The organism is Cupriavidus oxalaticus, assembly GCF_038900635.1.
GTDB lineage: Bacteria > Pseudomonadota > Gammaproteobacteria > Burkholderiales > Burkholderiaceae > Cupriavidus > Cupriavidus oxalaticus_B.
In genome coordinates this window covers 698,922-720,348 of sequence record NZ_JAYMRX010000001.1, presented here as the reverse complement: position 1 = coordinate 720,348, position 21,427 = coordinate 698,922, and the positions used below count along the sequence as shown (strand labels likewise).

Sequence of the window (21,427 nt, the reverse complement as noted above, 5' to 3'; positions counted from 1 at the left end):
GGAAATGCGGTTTGGCGAACGGAACGCGGCAAATAAGCCCGCGTGCTTGTATCAGAAATGCAACCGATTGAAATCAGGTTATTGCGGTGCGCCCAGCACATTCTCGCATCGATAAATTAAGATCGCGGCACATTTTGCATATGCAATTGCCGACAGTCGGGTTTGTCTCGTAGGCGACATGGGAAAACCCTCGTAACAATCGAGTAACATCCTGTTACACTGATCGTAATCTGTAACAAGTTTCGGATGCGTGTCATCAATGAATTCAAGGACTTAGATCCACTGGCACGGTAATCGCTAACGATACTGTTACAAGATGAGTGGCAAGCCACTGCCGCCACGGAAGCATGCAGGGAGGGTCCGTCAGGACCACTGGGGTCGGATGCTTCACGCTATAGAACAGGGCAACGGGAAAATCCGCGCGCAAGCGCGTTTCAAGGGGGCGCCGGGCCAGCGCCAGGTTTCCATGATGACCCACGCGGGTGGATACAAAGCGTATCCCCAGGCGATGTAAGCAGTTCAGCAGTCATTTCAGGCGCGGGCGTTTCTTTGCAGGGAGGCATGGAAACGCCCGCCGCACCTCCTTCGCGCCATGCTGGCGTCTCTCGCGTACGTACCAGCGCGGCCATTCCAACGCTTGATTCCGCTTCGATCCCAATTCCGCATTGCAGCATCGAAATCCCTTGTCTCGTCGCCGCCCTAATCCATAATTATGAATTATGGCGACCGGGGCGCACGGTTCCGGCCATGGATTCTTCAACCGGGGGTGGCAATGCGCATCGTCCAGCAGGCCCTGTACCTCGAAGTCGCAGACCGTCTGCGCGCAATGATCGATGCCCACACGCTGACGCCCGGCGCCTGGATCGACGAAAGTGCGATGGCCGAGTCGCTCGGCATCTCGCGCACGCCGCTGCGCGAAGCGCTGAAGGTGCTGGCTGCGGAAGGGCTGGTCCGGCTCGAGCCGCGCCGCGGTTGCTTTGTCAATGAGTTGTCCGAGCAGGACCTGGACGAGATCTTCCCGCTGATGGCGCTGCTCGAAGGACGCTGCGCCTACGAGGCCGCGCGCAACGCCACGCGCGCCGACCTGGACGCGCTGGAAGGCCTGCACGCCGACCTGGCTCGCTATGCGCAGGCCGGCGATATCGACGCCTATTACGAGACCAACGCGCAGATCCACGAGGCGATCCAGCGCCTGGCCGGTAACCGCTGGCTGTCGGGATTGATCAGCGACCTGCGCAAGGTGCTGCGGCTGTCGCGCCACAAGAGCCTGAAGCTGCCGGGCCGCATCCGCGAGTCCTGCGCCGAGCACCTGTCGGTGTTCGCCGCGCTCAAGGCGCGCGACCCTGAAGGCGCCGAGGCGATGATGAAGACCCATCTGCTGCGCCAGCGCGCGGCACTGCAGGTGCTCGACCACGCCGCCGGCGCAGCGCAGCCGACCCGTGCGCCGCCTGCGCTGCGCGTGGCCAGCGGCGACGACTAGCTGCCCGCGCTCCACGCTTCACGCCGCAGCATGGCAAGTCCTCTACATTCCGATCGATGCACAAGGCAGGTACCGCATGAACTCCTTCGACACGGGTGACCAGAAAATCAGCGCGCCGCTGGGCGAGAGCGAGCCGGCCGGCAGTAATTTCCTGTCGCGGCTGGGCCGCTGGTGGGGCCGCAAAGGCGAGGCCGAGGCCGCGACCAAGGCGGCCGACGGCGAGGCGCCGCTGGCAACGCGCGTGGCGCGGCGCCAGCGCGAGCAGCTGCGGCTGTGCTTCGATGCCCGCCTGACCGACGGTGCCGCCAATGCCGCCGCGCAGGCATGGCAGGCCGAATACGAGGCCGCGGGCGAGGCCACCCGGCGTGCCATGCTGGAGTTGCTCGCGGAGGTTGCCGGCAGCAGCGGCGAAAAGGCCGCCGACACCAAAGGCGAGGGCAGGGGTGATGGAAAGGGCGAAACCAAGGGTGAAGCCAGGGGTGACACGAAGCCCGACGGAAAGGGCCATTCCGGACTGAGCCACGCGCTGTCCAGCGCCCGCATCCGCTTCTTCAAGCGTTTGGCCGCGCACCACGGCCAGCGCGGCAGCAGCGCCTGCGGGCTGCACTTCCTGATCCAGCTGCGCGCCGACATGCTGCGCTGGCAGCGGCGGGTGCCGGGGCTGCGCGTGCTCGACGACGACCTCGAGGCGCTGTTCTCCAACTGGTTCGACGTGGGCCTGCTGGAATTGCAGCCGATCACCTGGGACTCGCCCGCCTCGCTGCTGGAGAAGCTGATCCGCTACGAGGCCGTGCACGAGATCGCCTCGTGGACCGACCTGCGCAACCGGCTCGACTCCGACCGCCGCTGCTACGCCTTCTTCCATCCACGCATCCCGCGCGAGCCGCTGATCTTCGTCGAGGTCGCGTTCGTTGCCGAGATGGCCGCCAATGTGCAGGCATTGCTGGACGAGGCCGCGCCGCTGGAAGACCTGCGCCGCGTGAAGTGGGCCATCTTCTATTCGATCAGCAACACGCAGGCCGGCCTGCGCGGCGTCAGCTTCGGCAATTTCCTGCTCAAGCGCGTGATCGAGGAACTGCAGCGCGAATTCCCCAAGGTCAAGCAGTTCGCCACGCTGTCGCCGATTCCCGGGTTTGCCGACTGGCTGCGCAAGCAGGACGCCGATGCGGTGTCGCGCGCGCTCGGCGACAAGCGCCTGGCGCGCTGGCGCGACCACCATGGCGATGCGCCGGCGGACGGGGCAGCGTGGCTGGCGGCGCTGTCGCCTGAAGCGCCCGCCGATGCCGACCCGCTGACGCGCGATACCGCGATGGCGCTGGCCGCGCACTACCTGGTGCGCGAGCGCCACCAGGCGCTGCCGGCGGACCCGGTGGCACGCTTCCATCTCGGCAACGGCGCCTGTGTCGAGCGGATCAACTGGGCCGCCGACCTGTCGCGAAAAGGCCGAAGCCAGAGCTGCGGCATGATGGTGAATTACCTTTACGTGCCCGAGGCGCTGGATGACAATCTGGCACGCTTGGGTGCAGGCAACCCGCGCATCGGCCGTAGCGTCGGGAAGCTGCTGTGACCCTGGTCCGGTCACGGGGATGGCACCCGCAAGCGCGGCGCCGCGCGCCGCGTTACCTTATCGGGACTTCGCAGTAGACCCATGCCACGGCGCCTGCTCGTGGCAATTTTGATCGACTTTCCGAAGAAAAGAGAGAGAGGAGACAGCAACATGAATCGTCGTCAGTTCAGCCTGGCCGCCTGCGCGCGCGCAGTGGGCATGGCACTGGGTGTGGCCGGCATCGGCGCCGCCACGCTGTTCGCGGCACCCGCCGCCCATGCCGATGCCTGGCCGTCCAAGCCCGTTACCGTGATCGTGCCGTTCCCGGCCGGCGGCGGCACCGATGCCTTTGCGCGCCCGCTGACCGCGCAGCTGTCCAAGCAGCTGGGCAAGCAGTTCGTGATCGACAACCGCGGCGGCGCCGGCGGCACGGTCGGTGCCAGCGTGGCGGCCAAGGCCGCGCCGGACGGCTACACCGTGTTCATCGGCGGTGCGCACCATGCGATCGCGCCGTCGTTCTACAAGAAGCTGGACTACGACATCGAGAAGGATTTCATCCCGGTGACGGTGATCGCGCAGCCGCCGCAGGTGGTGGTGGTCAATCCCAACCGCGTCAAGGCCAATACGCTGCAGGAGCTGATCGCCTACGCCAAGGCCAATCCCGGCAAGCTCAACTACGGCTCGGCCGGCAACGGCTCGGCCCACCACCTGGCGGGCGAGCTGTTCAAGATCCAGACCAAGACCTTCATCACCCACATCCCGTACAAGGGCGCCGGCCCCGCGCTGTCCGACCTGATCGCGGGCCAGGTCGACCTGATGTTCGACGGCCTGGGCTCGTCGGCGCAGCATATCCGTGCCGGCCGCATCAAGGCGCTGGCGGTGGCATCGAGCAAGCGCTCGGCAGCCTTCCCCAATGTGCCGACCGCGGCCGAGGCCGGGGTGCCGAACTACGAGGTCTCGACCTGGTATGCGATGTGGGTGCCCAAGGGTACGCCCAAGGAGATCGTCGACCGCCTGTACGCCGAGACCGAGAAGGCGCTGAACACGCCGGAACTGAAACAGGTCTGGCTCAACAACGGCTCCGAGACGCCGGCCTTCACGCAGGAGCAGTTCGCGCAGTTCCAGCGTGCCGAGATCCGCCGCTGGGCGCAGGTGGTGCAGCAGTCCGGCGCCAAGATGGACTGACGGAGCGACCAGGCCATGCTGATCCGATGCACCGGGGCGCCGCGATGAGCGGCACCGTCGTCTTTGCCACGCAGGGCACCACGGCGACCGTGACGCTGTCGCACGCCGGCAAGCTCAATGCCATTTCCGCGCAGATGTGGCGCGAGCTGGCCGCGGGCTTCGCCCGGCTGGCCGCAGATCCCGCGCTGCGCTGCGTGGTGGTGCGCGGCGCCGACGGCAACTTTGCCGCCGGCGCCGACATCGCCGAGTTTCCCGCCGAACGCGGCGACGAGACCGCGGTGCGGCACTACCACATGGCCACCATCGCACCGGCGCTGGCCGCGGTGGCGCAATGCCCCCACCCGACCGTGGCGATGATCGAGGGCGTATGCGTAGGCGGCGGCCTGGAGATCGCGTGCCATTGCGACCTGCGCATCGCCGCCTCGGACAGCCGCTTCGGAGTGCCGATCAACCGGCTCGGCTTCCCGATGGCGCCGGGTGAGCTGCAAGGCCTGCTGGCCCTGGCTGGGCGCGCCGCCACGCTCGAGATCCTGCTGGAAGGCCGCGTCTTCGACGCCGCCGAGGCGCGTGCCAAGGGGTTGCTGACGCGCGTGGTGGAGCCAGGCGCGCTGGCCGCCGAAGTCGACGCCACGGTGCGACGCATTACCGCCGGCGCACCCGCCGCGGCGCGTATCAACAAGGCCACCATCCGCCGCCTGGCGCCGATGCCCGCGCCGCTGTCGCCGACCGAGCTCGACGCGCACTTCGCCTATGCGGAGGGCGCCGACCATGCCGAGGGCGTGGCCGCCTTCCTGGCGCGCCGGCCGCCGCAATTCCGGGGAGAGTAGTCCGGCAAATCTGCCAGAATGCGGGATTGCCGTGCCCGCACCAACTGGCATCGTGGGGCTTTGCCCCTGCGTGACCCATACCGTTCCAAGCCTTTCGTTCGATCCACACCATGAACGCCAACCTGTTCGCCCTGTTCGAAACCCGCTTTCCCGCCGACCGCACCGCCTGCTGCATCGAGACCCATGACGGCCTGTACTACAGCTGGGACGACCTCGACCGCGCCACCGCCAAGCTGGCCAACCTGCTGGCCTCGCTGAACCTGCCCGAAGGCGCGCGCGTGGCCGTGCAGGTCGAGAAATCGCCCGAGGCCCTGTTCCTGTACCTGGCCACGCTGCGCGCGGGCTACGTCTACCTGCCGCTGAATACCGCCTACCAGGAGGCGGAGATCGACTATTTCGTCGGCAACGCCGAGCCGTCGGTGGTGGTGTGCAGCAGCAAGAATTTCGCCTGGGTCTCCAAGGTGGCGTTCCGCCACGGCGTCAACCACGTCTTTACGCTGGACGACGACCGCAGCGGCTCGCTGCTGGCACGCGCCGCCGGCAAGGACGACACCTTTGCCACGGTCGCGCGCGCGGACGATGATCTCGCCGCCATCCTCTACACCTCGGGCACCACCGGGCGCAGCAAGGGCGCGATGCTGACGCACCGCAACCTCGCGTCCAACGCGCAGACGCTGCACGAGTACTGGGGCTGGCGCAGCGACGACGTGCTGCTGCACATGCTGCCGATCTTCCATGTGCACGGCCTGTTCGTGGCCTCGCACGGCGCACTGCTGGCCGGCGCCAAGATGATCTGGGCGCCCCGGCTCGACATGGCGCAGGTGCTGAAATTCCTGCCGCGCTCGACCGTGATGATGGGTGTGCCGACCTACTACGTGCGCATGCTGCAGGAGCCGCGCTTTGACGACGACACCTGCCGCCGCACGCGGCTGTTCGTGTCAGGCTCGGCGCCGCTGCTGCTGGAAACCTTCGACGCCTTCCGCGAACGCACCGGCCATACCATCCTGGAGCGCTACGGCATGAGCGAGACGGTGATGCTGGTGTCCAACCCGTATGACCTGGCGCTTGGCGAGCGCATCGGCGGCACCGTCGGGATGCCGCTGCCGGGCGTGTCGGTGCGCGTGGTCGATGGCGAAGGCAAGGCGTGCGCGCCCGGCGAGATCGGCAATGTCGAGGTGAAGGGCCCGAACGTGTTCCACGGCTACTGGCTCATGCCGGAGAAGACCAGGGAAGAGTTCACCGGGGACGGCTGGTTCAAGACCGGCGACGTTGGCCGCTTCGGCGGCGCCATCGTCAGCCAGGCCGGCGAGCGCCAGGTGCCGGACAGCTACCTGACCATCGTCGGCCGCAGCAAGGACCTGATCATCTCGGGCGGCTACAACGTCTACCCGAAGGAAATCGAGAGCTTTATCGACGAGATGCCGGGCGTGGCCGAGAGCGCGGTGATCGGCGTGCCGCACGCGGACTTCGGCGAGGCAGTGGTGGCGGTGGTGGTGACGAAGCCGGGCGCGCAGATCGATGAGTCGGAGATGATCGGTACGCTGAAGGGGCGCATCGCCAACTTCAAGGTGCCCAAGCGCGTGCACGTGGTGGACGAGCTGCCGCGCAATACGATGGGGAAGGTGCAGAAGAACGTATTGCGGCAGCAGTTCGCGACGCTTTGACACGCTTGTGGTTGCTCCCCTCTCCCGCTTGCGGGAGAGGGGCAGGGGGTGAGGGTGGGAGGGTCCAGGGCTGACGCCCGTGGGTCAAAACCGAAGGCCTTGCTTGATGTGGTACCTAGCTAGACCACCCCTCACCCCGACCCTCTCCCCTGAGGGGAGAGGGAGAACACCTTGCTTAGGCTAGTTCGAGCGGCTTGGGCGCACCCAACACCGCCAGCCTTCTTGATTGCCCTTCACTTCAGCATCTGCACCGACCCGTTTACTGATACCGTCACCTGCGTCTTGCCGCCTTCCACCGGCACCGGCACCGCGGCATCGGCCATCATCGCCTTGGCTGCGCCATACATGCGCGGCATCGGCGGCGGCACCACGCCGCTTTCGCTCACGTTGACTTCCCGGATGGTGTAGCTGTTGTAGCCAAACAGCTTGGTGGTCGACTGCGCCTTGTTGCGGAACGACGCCACCGCCTGTTCGGCCAGCTTGGCCTCGGCCGCTTCGCGCGCTTCACGCGACAGCGAGAAGGCGATGTTCTGCACCTGCATCTGGCTGGCCAGCTCGCCCGCCAGCTTCGACACCGCAGAGAAATCGCGCGACTTCAGGATGACCTCGGAACGCCCGCGCCACGTGCTGATGCGGCCGTTGCGGTCGGTGCTCGGGTGGATGGTGAAGCCGCCCGATTCCGCGGTCACGCCCTGCGTGCGCTTGGCCTGTGCCAGCACGGCCTGGGTGCGGGTGGACAGCGCCGTCGAGATCGCCGCGGGCTCTGCGCCTTCCTGTTCGGCGGCGAGCGTCAGGTGCACGATGTCGGTCGGCACTTCGCTGACTGCCTGTGCCGACAGCGACAGCACGCCGGACGGCGTCTCGGTCGGCCCGCCATGCGCCGAAGCGACGATGGCGGTGGTGCCCAGCAGGGTGGCGGCAAGCCATTGTTTCATCTTGTTCTCCCGAAAAAACGTAGTGGCTATCAGACGGAACCGGCGCCTGAAACGTTCCGCGAGATTGCAAACGAATGTTGCGGACCCGGTGCCGTCAGAACGCCTGCCAGGCCTTCCACAGCATGTAGGACGCCAGGCACAGCAGCAGCACCGCAAATGCCTTGCGCAGCTGCCCGACATCCATCCGGTGCGCGGTGCGCGCCCCCATCGGCGCGGTCAGCATGCTGGCCGCGACAATGACGAGCATCGCCGGCAGGTAGATGTAGCCGATCGACCCCGACGGCAATCCCGGCATCTGCCAGCCGCTCCAGACATAGCCCGCCACGCTGGCGGCAGCGATCGGGAAGCCCAGTGCCGCCGATGTCGCCACCGCATTGTGGATCGGCACGTTGCACCAGGTCATGAACGGTACCGAGACGAAGGCGCCGCCCGCGCCGACCAGGCTCGACAGGAACCCGATCACGCCGCCCGTGCCCAGCATGCCCGCCGCGCCCGGCAGTTGCCGGCTCGGAGTTGGGCGGTGGCTGCGCAGCATCTGCAGCGCGGAAAACCCGACAAACACGGCAAAGGCAAGCGACAGCCAGCTGGTCTTGAGCGCGGCAAAGACCTTGCCGCCTCCGATCATGCCGCCCAGCACGATGCCTGGTGCCAGGGACAGCACCACCGGCCAGCGCACCGCGCCGCGCTGGTGGTGCGCGCGCACCGACGACAGCGACGTGAACAGGATGGTGCCCATCGACGTGGCGATCGCCATATGGACGATGGCTTCGGTGGGAAAGCCCAGCGCGGTGAACAGCAGCGTCAGGAACGGCACCATCATCATGCCGCCGCCGACGCCGAGCAGCCCGGCGCAGAAGCCGGTAAAGGCGCCGAGGGCGAGCAGCGCGGGAACCAGCACCGGCAGGGTAGCAAGCTGCATGGGTCAGCGCGCCGGTCTCAGCGCATCAGCTTTCCGGTAATGAAGCGCCATTCCGCGGGCGTGACCGGCGTGATCGAGAGCCGGTTGCCACGGCGCAGCACCACCATATCGGCCAGTTCTTCATGCTCGCGCAGCGCCGCCAGCGGAATCAGCGCGCTCTTGCGCTCGAAGCGCACGTCGACCAGCAGCCAGCGCGGCGCATCGGGTTTCGAGTCGGCGTCGTAGTACGGGCTCCTGGAATCGAACTGGGTCGGGTCGGGGTAGGGCGTGGAGCAGACCTCGGCCAGGCCGGCAATGCCGGGCTCGGGGCACGACGAGTGGTAGAACAGCACGCCGTCGCCGATCTGCATGGTGTCGCGCATGAAGTTGCGCGCCTGGTAGTTGCGCACGCCGGTCCACGGCAGCGTCCCCTCGCGGGCGAGATCGTCGATGCTTGCCTCGTCCGGTTCCGATTTCATCAGCCAGTACTGGCGGGCGCGTTTGTTCTGGTTCGGGCTCACGGCGCGGTTCGTGGATGAAGGGGTCGGGGTGCGCGGGCAGGGCCACGCGCGTGCGCAAAGAAAAAAGGCGATGGTTCAGAAAACCACCGCCTTTTTAGGGGGTCCCCGCCTCGGCCGCTGGGTCGGCATCCTGAACCCAAGTGAGGTTCAGAGTGGCTGCGGAAGTCGCATTTCGGGTACATCATCCACTCAGGGAGTCCAAGCCAGGCCCGGACTATGAATGCGACGACGCGCTCGCCCACGCGACATGATCCCGCACCATGCAATGCATATCGGTTCAAGGAGTTTATGACCCTCACGAACCAGGCAGGGAAACTGTCAAACGTCTGACGCTACAACCGCTTCGACTGGTCGGGTAGGGGACCTGCCTGCGGGATGTCAGACGTTTGCCGTTTCTAACTAGGATGGGATGAAAACGGCGGCCGGGCGCGATAACCTGGCCAGTCAGCTGCACTTCTGTGATGCCTCGTGCAGTCTGGCTACACTATACACCGCGTCGCAGGCCTTACCAAGTCCGCACGCGCGTATCGTTACATTTTGCGCGACAGCGCGGCATCCGCTGCACATCCCTCCATTTTCACGGTATATGGGGCTGCCAGGCCGGGCTGCAAGCGACCCGTTCAGCCCCGCGTGCCGGTACCCACGTGCGCGTATTGCCGCAACGCTTCGTCGGCGCGTTCGTTCAGTTCGCGGATGCGAGCGTGGATGGCCTCGACCGGGATCGTGCCCTCGGCCTGTTGCTTGCGCTGCAGGGACAGCAGATCGGACGCGATCGAAATCGCGGCCATCACCGCCACGCGCTCGACGCCCTTGGCGGCCATGCCGGTGCGCAGCTTGTTCATCTGCGTGTCGACCAGTGCCACGGCCTCGAGCAGCGCGGCCTCGTTCTCGGGCGCGATGGCAAAGCGGTACGGCTGGCCGGCGATATTGACTTCGACTTGCTTGTTGCTCATGCGTGTTCTCCGGAGGCCTTGTGCGGCTCTGCGCCTGCCGTGGCGCCCTCGCCCAGCAGGTCGAGCTGGCGCGTGTCGCTGGCCGTCGGCAGCTTGTCAAGGATGGACTGGATGCGCAGCTGCGCTTCCTCGATCTTGATGTTGAGCAACTCGCGGTCGGCGGCCATGGCCTCGCGCTCGCTGCGCAACTGCGCGGCTTCACCCTCCAGCCGGGCGATCTCGTCGCGCAGCCGCTGGTTTTCCGCCGCCAGGGTGTCCGCATGGTGCAGCACGCGCCCGATCTTCGCGGCCAGTTGTTCGAGTTCGTTGAGCATAGGGCCTGTCATGATGGGATAAAAGTCAGGTAACGCGATTCTAGCCGATGCGCCGGCGCGCACAATGCGAAGGGAAGCGTTTCTGACCGGGTACCTGCATGGAAGTTGCAGCCTTTTGCACCCAAAATCCCGGCAGAGTTGTGACAAAACACTACGGGCTTCGCGTTGACGCAGGTAGCGAAACTCCCTACACTCGCGCACGTTCCAGGTGCTCGCCCTTTTCGTCCCTGGCGAAAGGGCAGTTCAACGGGAAACAGGGAGCCTTGCCGGCCGCGCGCCGGACGGGCCAACCTGTGCTGCCCCCGCAACGGTAAGCGACCGCGTGCGCATCCGCCAGCGCCAGCCATTTCCGCAGCCAGCCTGCCGGAAGGGCCGCCGGCAAGGGCCGGGATCCGATCCCGGCCACATGTCCACGCAGGACCGGCCATATGCCACTGAACCTCGGGTTCGGGAAGGCGCCGGTTCCGAGTCGCCAGCCCGGATACCGGCCTGAACGCGGGCTGCCGCCCGTGCGCGGCACGCCTCATCGCCATATGGTCCGCGGGGGAACGGGCCCGGCCGTTCCTACCTAGTCCTGCATCATGCGTTCATCGCTCCACAGGTCGACCCGCCCGGCAGCCCCGGCGGTGCGTCCGCTCGTGCCCGCAACCTCGTCTGCGATTGCGGCAGCCATTGCCTCGTTCACCCTGGTCCCGGCCACCTCGTTCGCGCAAGCCGTCGACAGCGGCACGGCCCAACAGCTGGCCCCGGTGGTGGTGACTTCTACCCGCACCGCGCAATCCATTACCGAGGCGCTGCCGCACACGACGGTGGTGACGCAGGAAGATATCGTCAATTCGCAGGCGCCCGACCTGCGCACGCTGCTGCGCAACCAGGCCGGCGTGGAGTTCTCGGCCAACGGCGGCATGGGCAGCAACACCACGCTGTTCATGCGCGGCGCCAATTCCAACCAGACGCTGATCCTGATCGATGGCGTGCGCGTGTCGTCGGCCAGCAGCGGCACCGCGCAGCTGGCCAACATCCTGCCCGACCAGATCGACCGGATCGAAGTGGTGCGCGGCAACGTGTCGGCACTGTACGGCTCGGACGCGATCGGCGGCGTGGTGCAGATCTTTACCAAGAGCGGCGCGGGCCAGGCCCCGGCGGCCAATGCGTCGGTAGAGTACGGCAGCAACAATACGCGCCAGGGCACGGTCGGCTACGGCGGGCAGGTGGGCGATACCTCGTTCAACCTGACCGGTTCGGCGTTCAAGACCGACGGCTTCTCGTCGATCAATACGCAGCAGGCGCCGCGCGCCAACCCCAACGACAACCCGTACGAGAACCAGAGCGTGTCGGGCCAGGTGAAGCACCGCTTCACGCCCGACTGGGATGCGGGCTTCAGCGGCTACTACTCCAAGAGCAAGCTGTCGTTCGACAGCGCCTTCGGCCGCCCGACCGACGACAACCGCACCGACAGCGAGCTGTACACGCTGTCGGCCTTCGTCAACGGCAAGGTCGGCGCCGACTGGACCACGCACTTCAAGCTGTCGCAGAGCGCGGACAACAGCGACACCTTCCTGAACGGGCGCCCCAACGGCACCTTCAATACCCGCAACCGCCAGTTCAACTGGCAGAACGAGTACGCGGTCGCCGCCAACCACACGCTGCTGTTCGGCACCGACTACCTGCAGCAGGAGCTGGTTTCGAGCGCCTACGGCGCGCCCAAGCGCAACGTGTTCTCGGTGTTCGGCGGCTACGACGGGCGCATCGGCAAGCACCAGCTGCAGCTCAACGCGCGCAACGACCACTATTCCGACTTCGGCAACCAAAGCAGCTTCTTCGCCGGCTACGGCTATAACGTGACCGATGCGTTCAAGCTGATCGCCAACGTCAGCAACGCCTTCCGCGCGCCGACCTTCAACGAGCTGTACTTTCCCAATTTCGGCCAGCCCAACCTGCAGCCCGAGCGCGCCAAGTCAGTCGAGGCGGGCGTGCAGTACACCACCGCCACGGCGGGGCTGCTGCGCGTGACCGCGTTCGAGACCCGTTACGACGACCTGATCGTGTCGGCGCTGCAGCCCAACGGCATGTTCCTGGCCGAGAACGTCAACAAGGCCAAGGTGCAGGGCATCGAGGCCTCGTGGCGCGCCACCGTCTACGGCACCGACCTCGGCGCCAGCGTGACCTTCCAGAATCCGGTCGACGAGCAGAACAACACCCAGCTGCTGCGCCGCGCCCGCCGCCATGCCGCGCTGGACGTGGGCCGCAACTTCGGCAACTGGCGCTTCGGCGGCGAATGGCTGGTATCGTCGTCGCGCATGGATGCCGGCTCGCGCCGCCTGGGCGGATACGGTATCGTCAACCTCAACGCCCGCTACAACATCGACAAGCAATGGTTCGTTGCCGCCCGCGTCGAAAACCTGTTCGACAAGGACTACCAGCTCGCCTACCCCTACAACACGCAGGGGCGCGCGGGCTTCATCACGCTGGGCTGGCGCCAGCGATGAGCGCACGGGCGCGCCATGTCTGAGTTCCGGCGCGCCCTGGCGGTGTGGCTGGCGCTCGCCCTGGCGTCAGCCGCAGTCTTCGCGGCCTCGCTCGCGCTGGGCAGTGTCTCGCTCGACGCGCGCGAGCTGTGGCAGGCGCTCAGCGGAGCCGACACGGGCACCGCCGGCGCCATCGTGCGCGAACTGCGCCTGCCGCGGGCGGCCGCGGCCTTTGCCTGCGGCGGGCTGCTGGCGCTGTCCGGCGCGCTGATGCAGGTGCTGCTGCGCAACCCGCTGGCCGAGCCTTACGTGCTGGGCGTCTCGGGCGGCGCGTCGGTCGGCGCCTTGCTGGCGATGCTGGTGCTGGCGCCGTGGTGGGGCGTGCAGACGGCCGCCGCCATCGGCGCACTGTGCTCGATGTTGCTGGTGGCGACGCTGGCGCGGCGCGACCTGCTGCACCCGCAGGTGCAGGGCGGCCATCGCGAAGCTGGCGCGCGCTTGCTGCTGACGGGCGTGATCCTGGCCGCGGGGTGGGGCGCGGTGATCACGCTGATTCTTGCCGTGGCGCCGGAATCGCGGCTGCGCGGCATGCTGTTCTGGCTGACCGGCGACCTGAGCGGCACCGCCAGCTACGGCGGCGCGCTGGCGACGATGATCGTCGCGCTGCTGCTGGCCCTGCCGATGGCGCGCGCACTCAACGTGATGCTGCTGGGCGAGACCGTGGCGCAGTCGCTGGGCGTGCGCGTGGGCCGGGTGCGGCTGCTGACCTTTCTGCTGGCCTCGGTGTGCATTGCCGTGGCCATCACCACCGCCGGCTCGATCGGCTTTGTCGGCCTGGTCGTGCCGCACCTGGTGCGGCTGGCGTGGGGCAACGACCAGCGCCTGCTGCTGCCGGCCGCGGTGCTGCTGGGCGGTGCGCTGCTGATGGCGGCTGACCTGATCGCGCGCACCGTGATCGCCCCGGCGCAGTTGCCGGTGGGCGTAATCACCGCGCTGCTGGGCGTGCCGACCTTCCTGTACCTGCTGTTGCGGAGGCCGCGATGAATGCGAGCGCCGATTGGTCGCAGCCGCTCGCGGCCTGCCCCGTGCTGGCGCTGCGCGAGGTGCGGCTGCGGACCGGCCAGCGTGTGCTGGTCGATGAGCTGACGCTGGACATCGGCCCCGGCCAGCTGTGGTGCATCGCCGGGCCCAACGGCGCCGGCAAGTCAACGCTGATGACCGCGCTGGCGGGCCTGCGCCACGTCGACGGCGGCGCAGTCGAAATCGACGGCAAGCCTGCCATGCAGGTGGCGCCGTCGGCGCTGGCGCGCCAGCGCGCCTACCTGCCGCAGGCGGTGCACGATACGTTCTCCATGTCGGTGCTCGATGCGGTGCGCGTAGGCCGCCACCCGCACCTGTCCGGCTGGGGCTGGACCGGGCGCGAGGACGACCGCGTGGTGCACGACGCGATCCGCGCCATGGATATCGAGGCACTGGCGGCGCGCGACGTGCTGACGCTGTCCGGCGGCGAGCGGCAGCGCGCGTCGCTCGCCGCGGCGCTGGCGCAGCAGGCACCGCTGCTGCTGCTCGACGAACCGGTCTCGCACCTCGACCTGCGCCACCAGATCCTGGTGCTGGAGCAACTTGCCGCGCTGACCCGCGCTGGTCGCCACGCCATCGTGGTGATCCTGCACGACCTGACGCTGGCGCTGCGCTACGCCACCCACGCCTTGCTGATGGCTGAAGACGGCACCGCGCTGCATGGCCCGGCGGCACAGGTACTGACTCCCGAACATTGCTCCCGCGCGCTGCGCACCCGCATCGTCAGCGTCAGCGACGGCGTGCATACCGCACTGATTCCCGATGGCGCCACGGCGCCGCGACTCTTTACGCAAGGCCCGAACCCATGACCGATTCCCACACCCCCGCCAACGACGACCCGGAGCGCGACGCGCGCCACAAGGCGCGCATGGTGCGCAAGAAAGAAGTGATCGACGCCAAAATTGCTGCCGCGCAGGACGAGCGTGGCGTGATCGTCATCACCACCGGCAACGGCAAGGGCAAGTCCAGCTCCGGCTTCGGCATGGTGGTACGCGCGCTCGGACACGGCATGCGCGCCGGCGTGGTCCAGTTCATCAAGGGCGCGCAGCCGACCGGCGAAGAGATGTTTCTGCGCCGCTTCCCCGAGGCATGTGCGTTCCACGTAATGGGCGAGGGCTATACCTGGGACACCCAGGACCGCGCGCGCGACGTGGCCAAGGCCGAAGCCGCGTGGGAAGTGGCCAGCGGTATGCTGCGCGACCCGGCCATCGGGCTGGTGCTGCTCGATGAACTCAACATTGCGCTCAAGCTGCACTATCTTGATGTGGACCAGGTCATTGCCGACCTGCGCGCGCGCCCGCCGATGCAGCACGTGGTCATCACCGGCCGCGGCGCGCCGCCGGCGCTGGTGGAGGCGGCCGATACCGTCACCGACATGACGCCGGTCAAGCACGCCTTCCAGCAGGGCATCAAGGCGCAGCGCGGCGTGGAAATGTAGAACCCGGTAGCCCCTGATACAGACTTCCAGAGCCACAGCATCATGCAGTTTCCAGAAATCACACCCCTCGACAATAACCTGCGCCCCGTGCTGCAGGCCGCCATCGACGACAAGACCAAGCCGCTCGGCGCGCTCGGCCGGCTCGAATCGCTGGCGCTGCAGCTCGGCCTGATCCTCGGTACGCAGCGCCCGGTGCTGCAGCGGCCCACGGTGATCGTCTTCGCCGCCGATCACGGCGTGGCCGACGCCGGCGTCAGCGCCTATCCGGCCGAGGTCACCGCGCAGATGGTCAGGAATTTCCTGGCCGGTGGCGCGGCGATCAATGTGTTCTCGCGCCAGCACGGCATTGCGCTGGAAATCGTCGACGCCGGCGTGCGCGTGCCGCTGCCGGCCGCATCCGGGCTGGTCAACTGCCGCATCGGCGACGGCACCCGCAACTTCGCGCAGGAGCCGGCGATGACGCCGGAACAGGCCACGGCGGCGATGACCGCCGGCATGGCGCGCGTGCTGCGGCATGCCCAGCAAGGCTGCAATGTGATCGGCTTCGGCGAGATGGGCATTGCCAATACCTCGGCCGCCGCCTGCCTGATGCAACGGCTGACCGGGCTGCCGCTGTCGGACTGCATCGGCCGCGGTACCGGGCTGGACGATGCCGGCCTTGCTCGCAAGCGCGAGGTGCTGGAAGGCGCGCTCGCGCTGCACGCCGACGCGCAGGCGCCGCTCGATGTGCTGGCGACTTTCGGCGGCTTCGAGATCGCGATGATGGCCGGTGCGTTTCTCGCCGCCGCGGCCAGCCGCATGGTGATCCTGGTCGACGGCTTTATCGCCTCGGCCGCGCTGCTGGTGGCGCAGCGCATCGATGCCAACGTGCTGCAGTACTGCGTGTTCACGCACTGCTCGCACGAGCGCGGCCACCGCGCGCTGCTGGACCACTTTGGCGCCGAGCCGCTGCTGGCGCTGGACCTGCGCCTGGGCGAGGGCACCGGCGCCGCGCTGGCGTGGCCGCTGCTCGTGTCCGCGGTGGCGTTCCTCAACGAGATGGCGACCTTCAGCGGCGCCGGCGTCAGCACGGCCGCGGCATGAGCGTGCCATCCGATCCCGCGCCCACGCCCGCCGGCTCCGGCAATACGGGCGGCATGGGCAACGAATTGCGCTACTTTTTTACCGCGCTGGGCTATTTCACGCGATTGCCGCTGCCTGGCTGGCTGGCGCGATGGGTCGGATTCGAGCCGCATTACCTGCATGTCGCAGCGCGTTATTTCCCGCTGGTAGGCTTGCTGGTCGGTGGCGCCGGTGCGCTGGTCACGTGGGGCGCGCTGCAGTGGTGGCCGATCGGCGTGGCGGTGCTGCTGGGGATGGCGGCCACGCTGCTGCTGACCGGCGCCTTCCATGAAGACGGCCTGGCCGACTGCGTCGATGCCTTCGGCGGCGCATGGCAGCGCGAAGACGTGCTGCGCATCATGCACGACTCGCGCGTTGGCGCGTTCGGTGCCATCGCGCTGGTGATGGCGCTGCTGCTCAAGTGGCAACTGCTGGTGGCGATCGGCACACAGGGCGGGCCGGCGATATTGCTGGCGGTGCTGGTGGCCGCGCATGCCGCCAGCCGCGCAATGGCGGTCAGCTATCTCGCCACGCTGCAGTACGTGCGTGCGGAAGGCAAGGCCAAGCCGGTGGCGCAGCGGCTCGCCGGCGCGGGGCTGGCGTTCGCGCTGCTGTGCGGGTTGGTGCCGCTGTGGCTGGTATCGTCGTCATTCCTTGCGGCGGCAGTCGTGGCGCTGCTGGTGTTGCGCGTGCTGCTCGGCCGCTACTTCGTGCGCCGCATTGGCGGCTATACCGGCGACTGCCTCGGCATGGCCCAGCAGTGCGCGGAGATCCTGATCTACCTGGTGGCATCGGCATGGACCTGGTCCTGATCCGGCATGCGCAGCCGGAGGTGGCTGCGGGCACCTGCTACGGCTGTCTCGATCTGCCGCTGGTGTCGCCATTGATGCCGGTTGCCGCGCAGATCGCGTCGGGCCTGCCGGCACCGGCGTGCATCGTCAGCAGTCCGCTGGCGCGTGCGCTCGGGACCGCGCAGGCGCTGGTGCAAACCTTGCCGGCCGGCGTGCCGGCCATCGCCACCGAACCGCTGTTGCGCGAGCTGGACTTCGGCAGCTGGGAAGGCATACCGTGGGACGCGATCGACCGCGCCGCGCTGGACCAGTGGGCCGCGGACCTGCTGCATGCGCGCCCGCATGGCGGCGAGTCGCCGGCGCAGGCGATGGCGCGCGTGGCCGGCTGGGCTGACGCGCTCGACGTGCGGGACGATCGCTGCGTATGGGTGGTCGGCCATGCCGGGCCGATGCGCATGCTGGCAGCGCACTGGCTCGGCGTGCCGCTGTCGGTGACGGTCAACTGGGCGCTGGGCTTCGGCGCGAGTTGCCGCTTCCGGCTGGGGCCGGATGGGGCGCGGCTCGAATGGTGGAACCGCGGGTAGAACCGCGGGCGAAACGGTGGAACCGCGGGTGAAACCGCGCCGGCCGATCAGCGCGCCGGGCGCCGGCTGCGCGCCACGTCGAGGTCCTTGCAGATCTGCTCGATGCCTTGCACCACGCGCGGACCGGCGCGGTTGACCAGGTCGCCGTCGATCACGAACAGGTTGTTGCGCGCCACCGCGGTGACTTGTTTCCAGCGCTGCCACATCGCGTAGTCGGGCAGCGGCTGGTCCGAGCGCGTGGCGCCCATGCCCGCGGTCAGCATGGCTTCCGGATTGCCCGCCACCACCGCCTCGACCGACACGGTCGGCACCAGCGGCGTCTCGGCCCCGAACAGGTTGCGCCCGCCGCACAGCGCCAGCATGTCGCTGACCAGGTGCTGGCCGTTGAGCGTCATCAGCGGTTGCTGCCAGACCTGGTAGAACACGGTCACCGGCGGCCGCGCCGCGTAGGTCTTGCGCAACGTCTCCACCTGCTGCCGAAAGCTGTCGGCGGCGCGCCGCGCGGTTGCTTCCGTGCCCAGCAGCGTGCCCAGCTTTTCCACGTTTTCCGGGATCGATGCCAGCTTGCGCGGCTCGCTGTAGAACAGGGGCAGGCCGAGGGCGCGCAGGCGGTCGGTCTGCTTCTGCGCGTTGCCATGGTGCCAGACCACGATCAGGTCCGGCTTGAGCGCGGCGATGCGCTCCAGGTCCAGCGCCTTGTTGTCGCCCACGCGCGGGATGTCGCGCGCCTGCGGCGGGTAGTCGCTGTAGTGGACCGTGCCGACGATGCGGTCGCCGCCGCCGGCGGCAAAGATCATCTCGGTCACGTGCGGCGCCAGCGAGACCACGCGGCGCGCCGGCTGCGCCAGCGTGATGGTCTGGCCGGAATCGTCGACCACCGACACGGCGGCATGCGCCGCGGGTGCGGCAAACAGGGCGGTGGCGGCCAGCGCCGGGGCTATGGCGGACTTCAAGGCGTGCATGGTGAGGGTCAGGCGATCACAGCGGCCACGGCAGCCAGCGCGGCATCGAGCCGTTGCCAGCATGCCGGCCGGTCAGGCGGCAGGCCCAGGCGCAGGCTTGGCAGGCAACCGCCGGCGGCTTCGAAGTATCGGGTCCAGACGCCATGGCGCGCCAGCGCTTCATGCAGCGCCAGCGCCTGGGCATGCGGCACCCAGCAAAACAACGGATGCACCACGACGGTCAGCCCGTGGCGCGCCAGCAGCGTGCCGAGCCGCGCGCCGGACAGGCCCAGCTGCGCACGGTTGGCTTCCTGCCACTGGCGGTCCGCCAGCGCATGCCGGGCGACGGCGCGCGCCGGCCCCGAGACGGTCCAGTGGCCCAGCCGCTCATGCAGCGCATCGAGCAATGGCTGGTGCGCCAGCACGAAGCCGCAGCGGATACCGGCAAGACCATAGAACTTGCCGATCGAGCGCAGCACTACCAGTCCTTCGGCGCCGCTGTGGGCGGCGACCGATGCCGCGGGCAGGCAATCGATGAATGCTTCATCGACCAGCAGCGTGCCGGCGCGTCCGGCCAGCGCGGCATGCCAGCGCAGCAGCGTTGCCGGCGGCAGCAGCCGGGCGGTCGGGTTATTGGGATTGACGACGACCAGATGGTCGAGCGCATCGGCCAGGTCCGCGCGGGCGAAGTCCGCCTCGTCCAGCGGCACCACCGTGTGACCGGCCGCGGCGAAGGCCGGTGCATACTCGCTGTAGCCGAGCGCGGCAATCCCGACGCGCCCCGGCCGCAGCAGGCCTGGCAGCGTACGAATCGCGGCCTGCGAACCGGCCACCGGCAACGCCTGCGGCGCGCCGAAGGCCTGCGCGGCCAGCTCGGCAAGCCCATCCCCGTCCTGCGGCAGTCGCTGCCACGCGGAAGCGGGCAGCGCCGGCACGGGGTAGCCGTCGGGATGGATGCCTGTGGACAGGTCGAGCCAGTCGGCTTCGGCGCGGCCGTAGCGGCGCACCGCGGCCAGCAGGTTGCCGCCATGGCGAATCGGGGAAAGGGCAGGGCTCACGTCGGTGCGGATACGGTAAGAACGGCCAGCGCGCTGGCGCCCGCAAGGGCCAGCCACAGCCACAAGGTGCGATGGACCAGCCGCAGGCACGCCATCACGTGATCGGCCTGCGGCGCGCTGCCGGCACCCAGCGGCGGGCGTTGTTCCAGCTCGCCGTGATAGCGCGCCGGACCGCCAAGCCGCACGCCGACCGCGCCGGCGCCCGCCGCCATCACCGGACCGGCATTGGGGCTGGACCACGCCGGCGCCTGCGTGCGCCAGCAGTGCAGCGCCTGTGTGGTGGCGCCCAGCAGCGCGTACGACAGCGCGGTCAGGCGCGCGGGAAGCAGGTTGAGCGCATCGTCGATGCGCGCCGCCGCCCAGCCGAAATACTGCAGCCGCGGCGTGCGGTAGCCCCACATCGCATCCAGGGTATTGGCCAGACGGAACATGATCACCGCGGGCGCGCCGCCGAGCAGGAACCAGAGCAGTGCGCCGAAGACAGCATCGTTGCCGTTCTCCAGCGCGGATTCGCAGGCAGCGCGCGCCAGCGCTTCGGCATCGGCATCGGCGGTATCGCGCGAGACGATGCGCGCGGTCAGCGTGCGCGCGGCAGGCAGGTCCGCGGCGGCAAGCGCGTCGGCAATCGGGGCGATATGCTGGTGCAGGCTGCGCGCGCCAAGCGCGGCGTACAGCGCGATGGCATGCAGCCCCAGCGCCGCGAGCGGGTGCCAGCGTGCTGCCGCATCGACCAGCCACCATGCGAGCGCCGCCGGCACCAGCACCAGTACGCACCAGCAGGCAAGGCCGCCCACACGCTGCCGCCAGGGCGCGCCGCGGCGCTCGGAATCGTTGCAGCGTCGTTCGAGGGCCGAAGCGAGGCGGCCAAAGCCTACCAGCGGATGAAAGCGGCGCGGCTCGCCCAGCCACTGGTCAAGCAGAACGCCGGCCAGTGCCGCGGCCACGCAAGCCGGCCAGGCCTGCATCAGCATGCGGGATCGGCGCCCTTGACCGGGACCGGGATGCCCGCCACCAGCAGCCGCACGCGGTCCGCGGCGGCGGCCAGCTTCTGGTTCAGGCGTCCCAGTTCATCGACGTAGAAGCGGGTGATCGCGCCCATCGGCACCACGCCGAAGCCGATCTCGTTGGAGACCAGGATCACGTGGCCGGGCAGCGTGGGCAGCGCGGTCAGCAGCGCCTCGATCTCTTCGGTGAAGGCATCGGGCGGCGTGATCACGCCATGATCGGGATAGCTGCGGCCGTCGGGGAAGAGCAGGTTGTTCATCCACAGCGTCATGCAGTCCACAAGGATGCAGCCGTCGTGGTGCGCGTTGGCATAGAGCGCATCGGCCAGCCGCACCGGCTCTTCCACCAGACGCCAGTCGACGGGGCGGCGGGCGCGGTGCAGCGCGATGCGGACTTCGAGTTCCTCGTCGGCCAGTGCCGGATCCTGGCGCGCGGTCGCGATATACGTAACCGGCCCGCCGGTGATGCCGGCGTGGTCGCTAGCCAGCTGTTCGGCGTAGTGGCTCTTGCCGGAGCGCGCGCCGCCCAGCACCAGCGTCAGCTGCCGCGCGCCGGATGCGCCGGCCGCAAGCGGCTTCGCCGCGCTGGCGGCTGCGGGTTCAGGGGCGATTGCCGGGGTTTCCATCCGCGTATTGTAG

At 68.4% G+C, this 21,427-nt stretch carries 21 protein-coding genes and 1 other RNA gene; 12 read left to right on the top strand and 10 right to left on the bottom strand.

The genetic code is table 11. From position 1 onward, the window contains the following. The first annotated feature begins 772 nt into the window (after positions 1–772). From VSR71_RS03350 to VSR71_RS03330, 5 genes are all read left to right on the top strand, one after another. Positions 773–1,480, top strand: a complete 708-nt coding sequence (locus VSR71_RS03350) for a GntR family transcriptional regulator (RefSeq protein WP_342912496.1) — start codon at positions 773–775, stop codon at positions 1,478–1,480. A 76-nt stretch (positions 1,481–1,556) separates the two neighbouring features. Next, the gene (locus VSR71_RS03345; protein WP_342912495.1) at positions 1,557–3,047 is read left to right on the top strand and encodes a malonyl-CoA decarboxylase domain-containing protein; all 1,491 of its coding nucleotides are present in this window, start codon (positions 1,557–1,559) and stop codon (positions 3,045–3,047) included. 150 nt (positions 3,048–3,197) lie between these two features. Further along, positions 3,198–4,211: a tripartite tricarboxylate transporter substrate binding protein gene (locus VSR71_RS03340; protein ID WP_342912494.1), complete on the top strand. Its 1,014-nt coding sequence runs from the start codon at positions 3,198–3,200 to the stop codon at positions 4,209–4,211. A 44-nt stretch (positions 4,212–4,255) separates the two neighbouring features. After that, positions 4,256–5,038, top strand: coding sequence for an enoyl-CoA hydratase/isomerase family protein (locus VSR71_RS03335; RefSeq protein WP_342912493.1), 783 nt, complete (start codon positions 4,256–4,258; stop codon positions 5,036–5,038). Positions 5,039–5,148: 110 nt separating this feature from the next. After that, on the top strand, positions 5,149–6,702 hold the full coding sequence (locus VSR71_RS03330; protein ID WP_342912492.1) for a malonyl-CoA synthase: 1,554 nt from the start codon (positions 5,149–5,151) through the stop codon (positions 6,700–6,702). Positions 6,703–6,935: 233 nt separating this feature from the next. Here the strand turns inward: VSR71_RS03330 and VSR71_RS03325 are convergent, their stop codons facing one another. The 6 genes from VSR71_RS03325 to VSR71_RS03300 form a co-directional block, all read right to left on the bottom strand. Further along, positions 6,936–7,637 carry an SIMPL domain-containing protein gene (locus tag VSR71_RS03325; protein ID WP_342912491.1) on the bottom strand — a complete coding sequence of 234 codons (702 nt, stop codon included), beginning with the start codon at positions 7,635–7,637 and terminating at the stop codon, positions 6,936–6,938. Positions 7,638–7,731: 94 nt separating this feature from the next. After that, positions 7,732–8,556 (bottom strand): sulfite exporter TauE/SafE family protein, encoded by an 825-nt coding sequence (locus VSR71_RS03320; RefSeq protein ID WP_342912490.1) that lies wholly within the window; start codon positions 8,554–8,556, stop codon positions 7,732–7,734. Positions 8,557–8,573: 17 nt separating this feature from the next. Further along, a complete protein-coding gene (locus tag VSR71_RS03315) occupies positions 8,574–9,014 on the bottom strand; it encodes an EVE domain-containing protein (RefSeq protein WP_342912680.1) in 441 nt (146 codons plus the stop codon). 140 nt (positions 9,015–9,154) lie between these two features. After that, a non-coding RNA gene (gene ssrS / locus VSR71_RS03310) (6S RNA) lies at positions 9,155–9,372 on the bottom strand. A gap of 304 nt (positions 9,373–9,676) precedes the next feature. Further along, on the bottom strand, positions 9,677–10,009 hold the full coding sequence (locus VSR71_RS03305; protein ID WP_342912489.1) for a cell division protein ZapA: 333 nt from the start codon (positions 10,007–10,009) through the stop codon (positions 9,677–9,679). After that, positions 10,006–10,323, bottom strand: a complete 318-nt coding sequence (locus VSR71_RS03300; RefSeq protein ID WP_342912488.1) for a hypothetical protein — start codon at positions 10,321–10,323, stop codon at positions 10,006–10,008. Before VSR71_RS03300 ends, VSR71_RS03305 begins: the two co-directional genes overlap by 4 nt. Positions 10,324–10,904: 581 nt before the next feature. Here VSR71_RS03300 and VSR71_RS03295 point away from each other — a divergent pair. Genes VSR71_RS03295 through VSR71_RS03265 form a run of 7 tightly spaced genes read left to right on the top strand, consistent with a single transcriptional unit; the run spans position 10,905 to position 17,785 of the window. After that, positions 10,905–12,812, top strand: coding sequence for a TonB-dependent receptor domain-containing protein (locus tag VSR71_RS03295; protein ID WP_342912487.1), 1,908 nt, complete (start codon positions 10,905–10,907; stop codon positions 12,810–12,812). A 15-nt stretch (positions 12,813–12,827) separates the two neighbouring features. Next, complete coding sequence (locus VSR71_RS03290; protein ID WP_342912486.1) at positions 12,828–13,835, top strand: iron ABC transporter permease; 1,008 nt, start codon at positions 12,828–12,830, stop codon at positions 13,833–13,835. Beyond that, positions 13,832–14,680 carry an ABC transporter ATP-binding protein gene (locus tag VSR71_RS03285; protein WP_342912485.1) on the top strand — a complete coding sequence of 283 codons (849 nt, stop codon included), beginning with the start codon at positions 13,832–13,834 and terminating at the stop codon, positions 14,678–14,680. The genes VSR71_RS03290 and VSR71_RS03285 overlap by 4 nt, the downstream gene beginning before the upstream one ends. Further along, positions 14,677–15,309 (top strand): cob(I)yrinic acid a,c-diamide adenosyltransferase, encoded by a 633-nt coding sequence (gene cobO / locus VSR71_RS03280; RefSeq protein WP_342912484.1) that lies wholly within the window; start codon positions 14,677–14,679, stop codon positions 15,307–15,309. Before VSR71_RS03285 ends, cobO begins: the two co-directional genes overlap by 4 nt. A gap of 42 nt (positions 15,310–15,351) precedes the next feature. Beyond that, complete coding sequence (cobT, locus tag VSR71_RS03275) at positions 15,352–16,392, top strand: nicotinate-nucleotide--dimethylbenzimidazole phosphoribosyltransferase (protein ID WP_342912483.1); 1,041 nt, start codon at positions 15,352–15,354, stop codon at positions 16,390–16,392. Further along, on the top strand, positions 16,389–17,222 hold the full coding sequence (locus VSR71_RS03270; RefSeq protein WP_342912482.1) for an adenosylcobinamide-GDP ribazoletransferase: 834 nt from the start codon (positions 16,389–16,391) through the stop codon (positions 17,220–17,222). The genes cobT and VSR71_RS03270 overlap by 4 nt, the downstream gene beginning before the upstream one ends. After that, entirely contained in the window at positions 17,207–17,785 is a 579-nt protein-coding gene (locus VSR71_RS03265; RefSeq protein WP_342912481.1) for a histidine phosphatase family protein, read from the top strand. Before VSR71_RS03270 ends, VSR71_RS03265 begins: the two co-directional genes overlap by 16 nt. 47 nt (positions 17,786–17,832) lie before the next feature. On the opposite strand, the gene VSR71_RS03260 is transcribed toward VSR71_RS03265, so the two are convergent. From VSR71_RS03260 to cobU, 4 genes are read right to left on the bottom strand one after another with little or no spacing between them, the layout of a single operon-like run. Next, positions 17,833–18,747: a cobalamin-binding protein gene (locus VSR71_RS03260; RefSeq protein WP_428979338.1), complete on the bottom strand. Its 915-nt coding sequence runs from the start codon at positions 18,745–18,747 to the stop codon at positions 17,833–17,835. Between the two features lie 8 nt (positions 18,748–18,755). Then, on the bottom strand, positions 18,756–19,784 hold the full coding sequence (cobD, locus tag VSR71_RS03255) for a threonine-phosphate decarboxylase CobD (protein ID WP_342912480.1): 1,029 nt from the start codon (positions 19,782–19,784) through the stop codon (positions 18,756–18,758). Further along, complete coding sequence (locus tag VSR71_RS03250; RefSeq protein WP_342912479.1) at positions 19,781–20,755, bottom strand: CobD/CbiB family cobalamin biosynthesis protein; 975 nt, start codon at positions 20,753–20,755, stop codon at positions 19,781–19,783. The genes cobD and VSR71_RS03250 overlap by 4 nt, the downstream gene beginning before the upstream one ends. After that, positions 20,749–21,414 (bottom strand): bifunctional adenosylcobinamide kinase/adenosylcobinamide-phosphate guanylyltransferase, encoded by a 666-nt coding sequence (cobU, locus tag VSR71_RS03245; RefSeq protein ID WP_342912478.1) that lies wholly within the window; start codon positions 21,412–21,414, stop codon positions 20,749–20,751. Before cobU ends, VSR71_RS03250 begins: the two co-directional genes overlap by 7 nt. Positions 21,415–21,427: the final 13 nt, after the last annotated feature.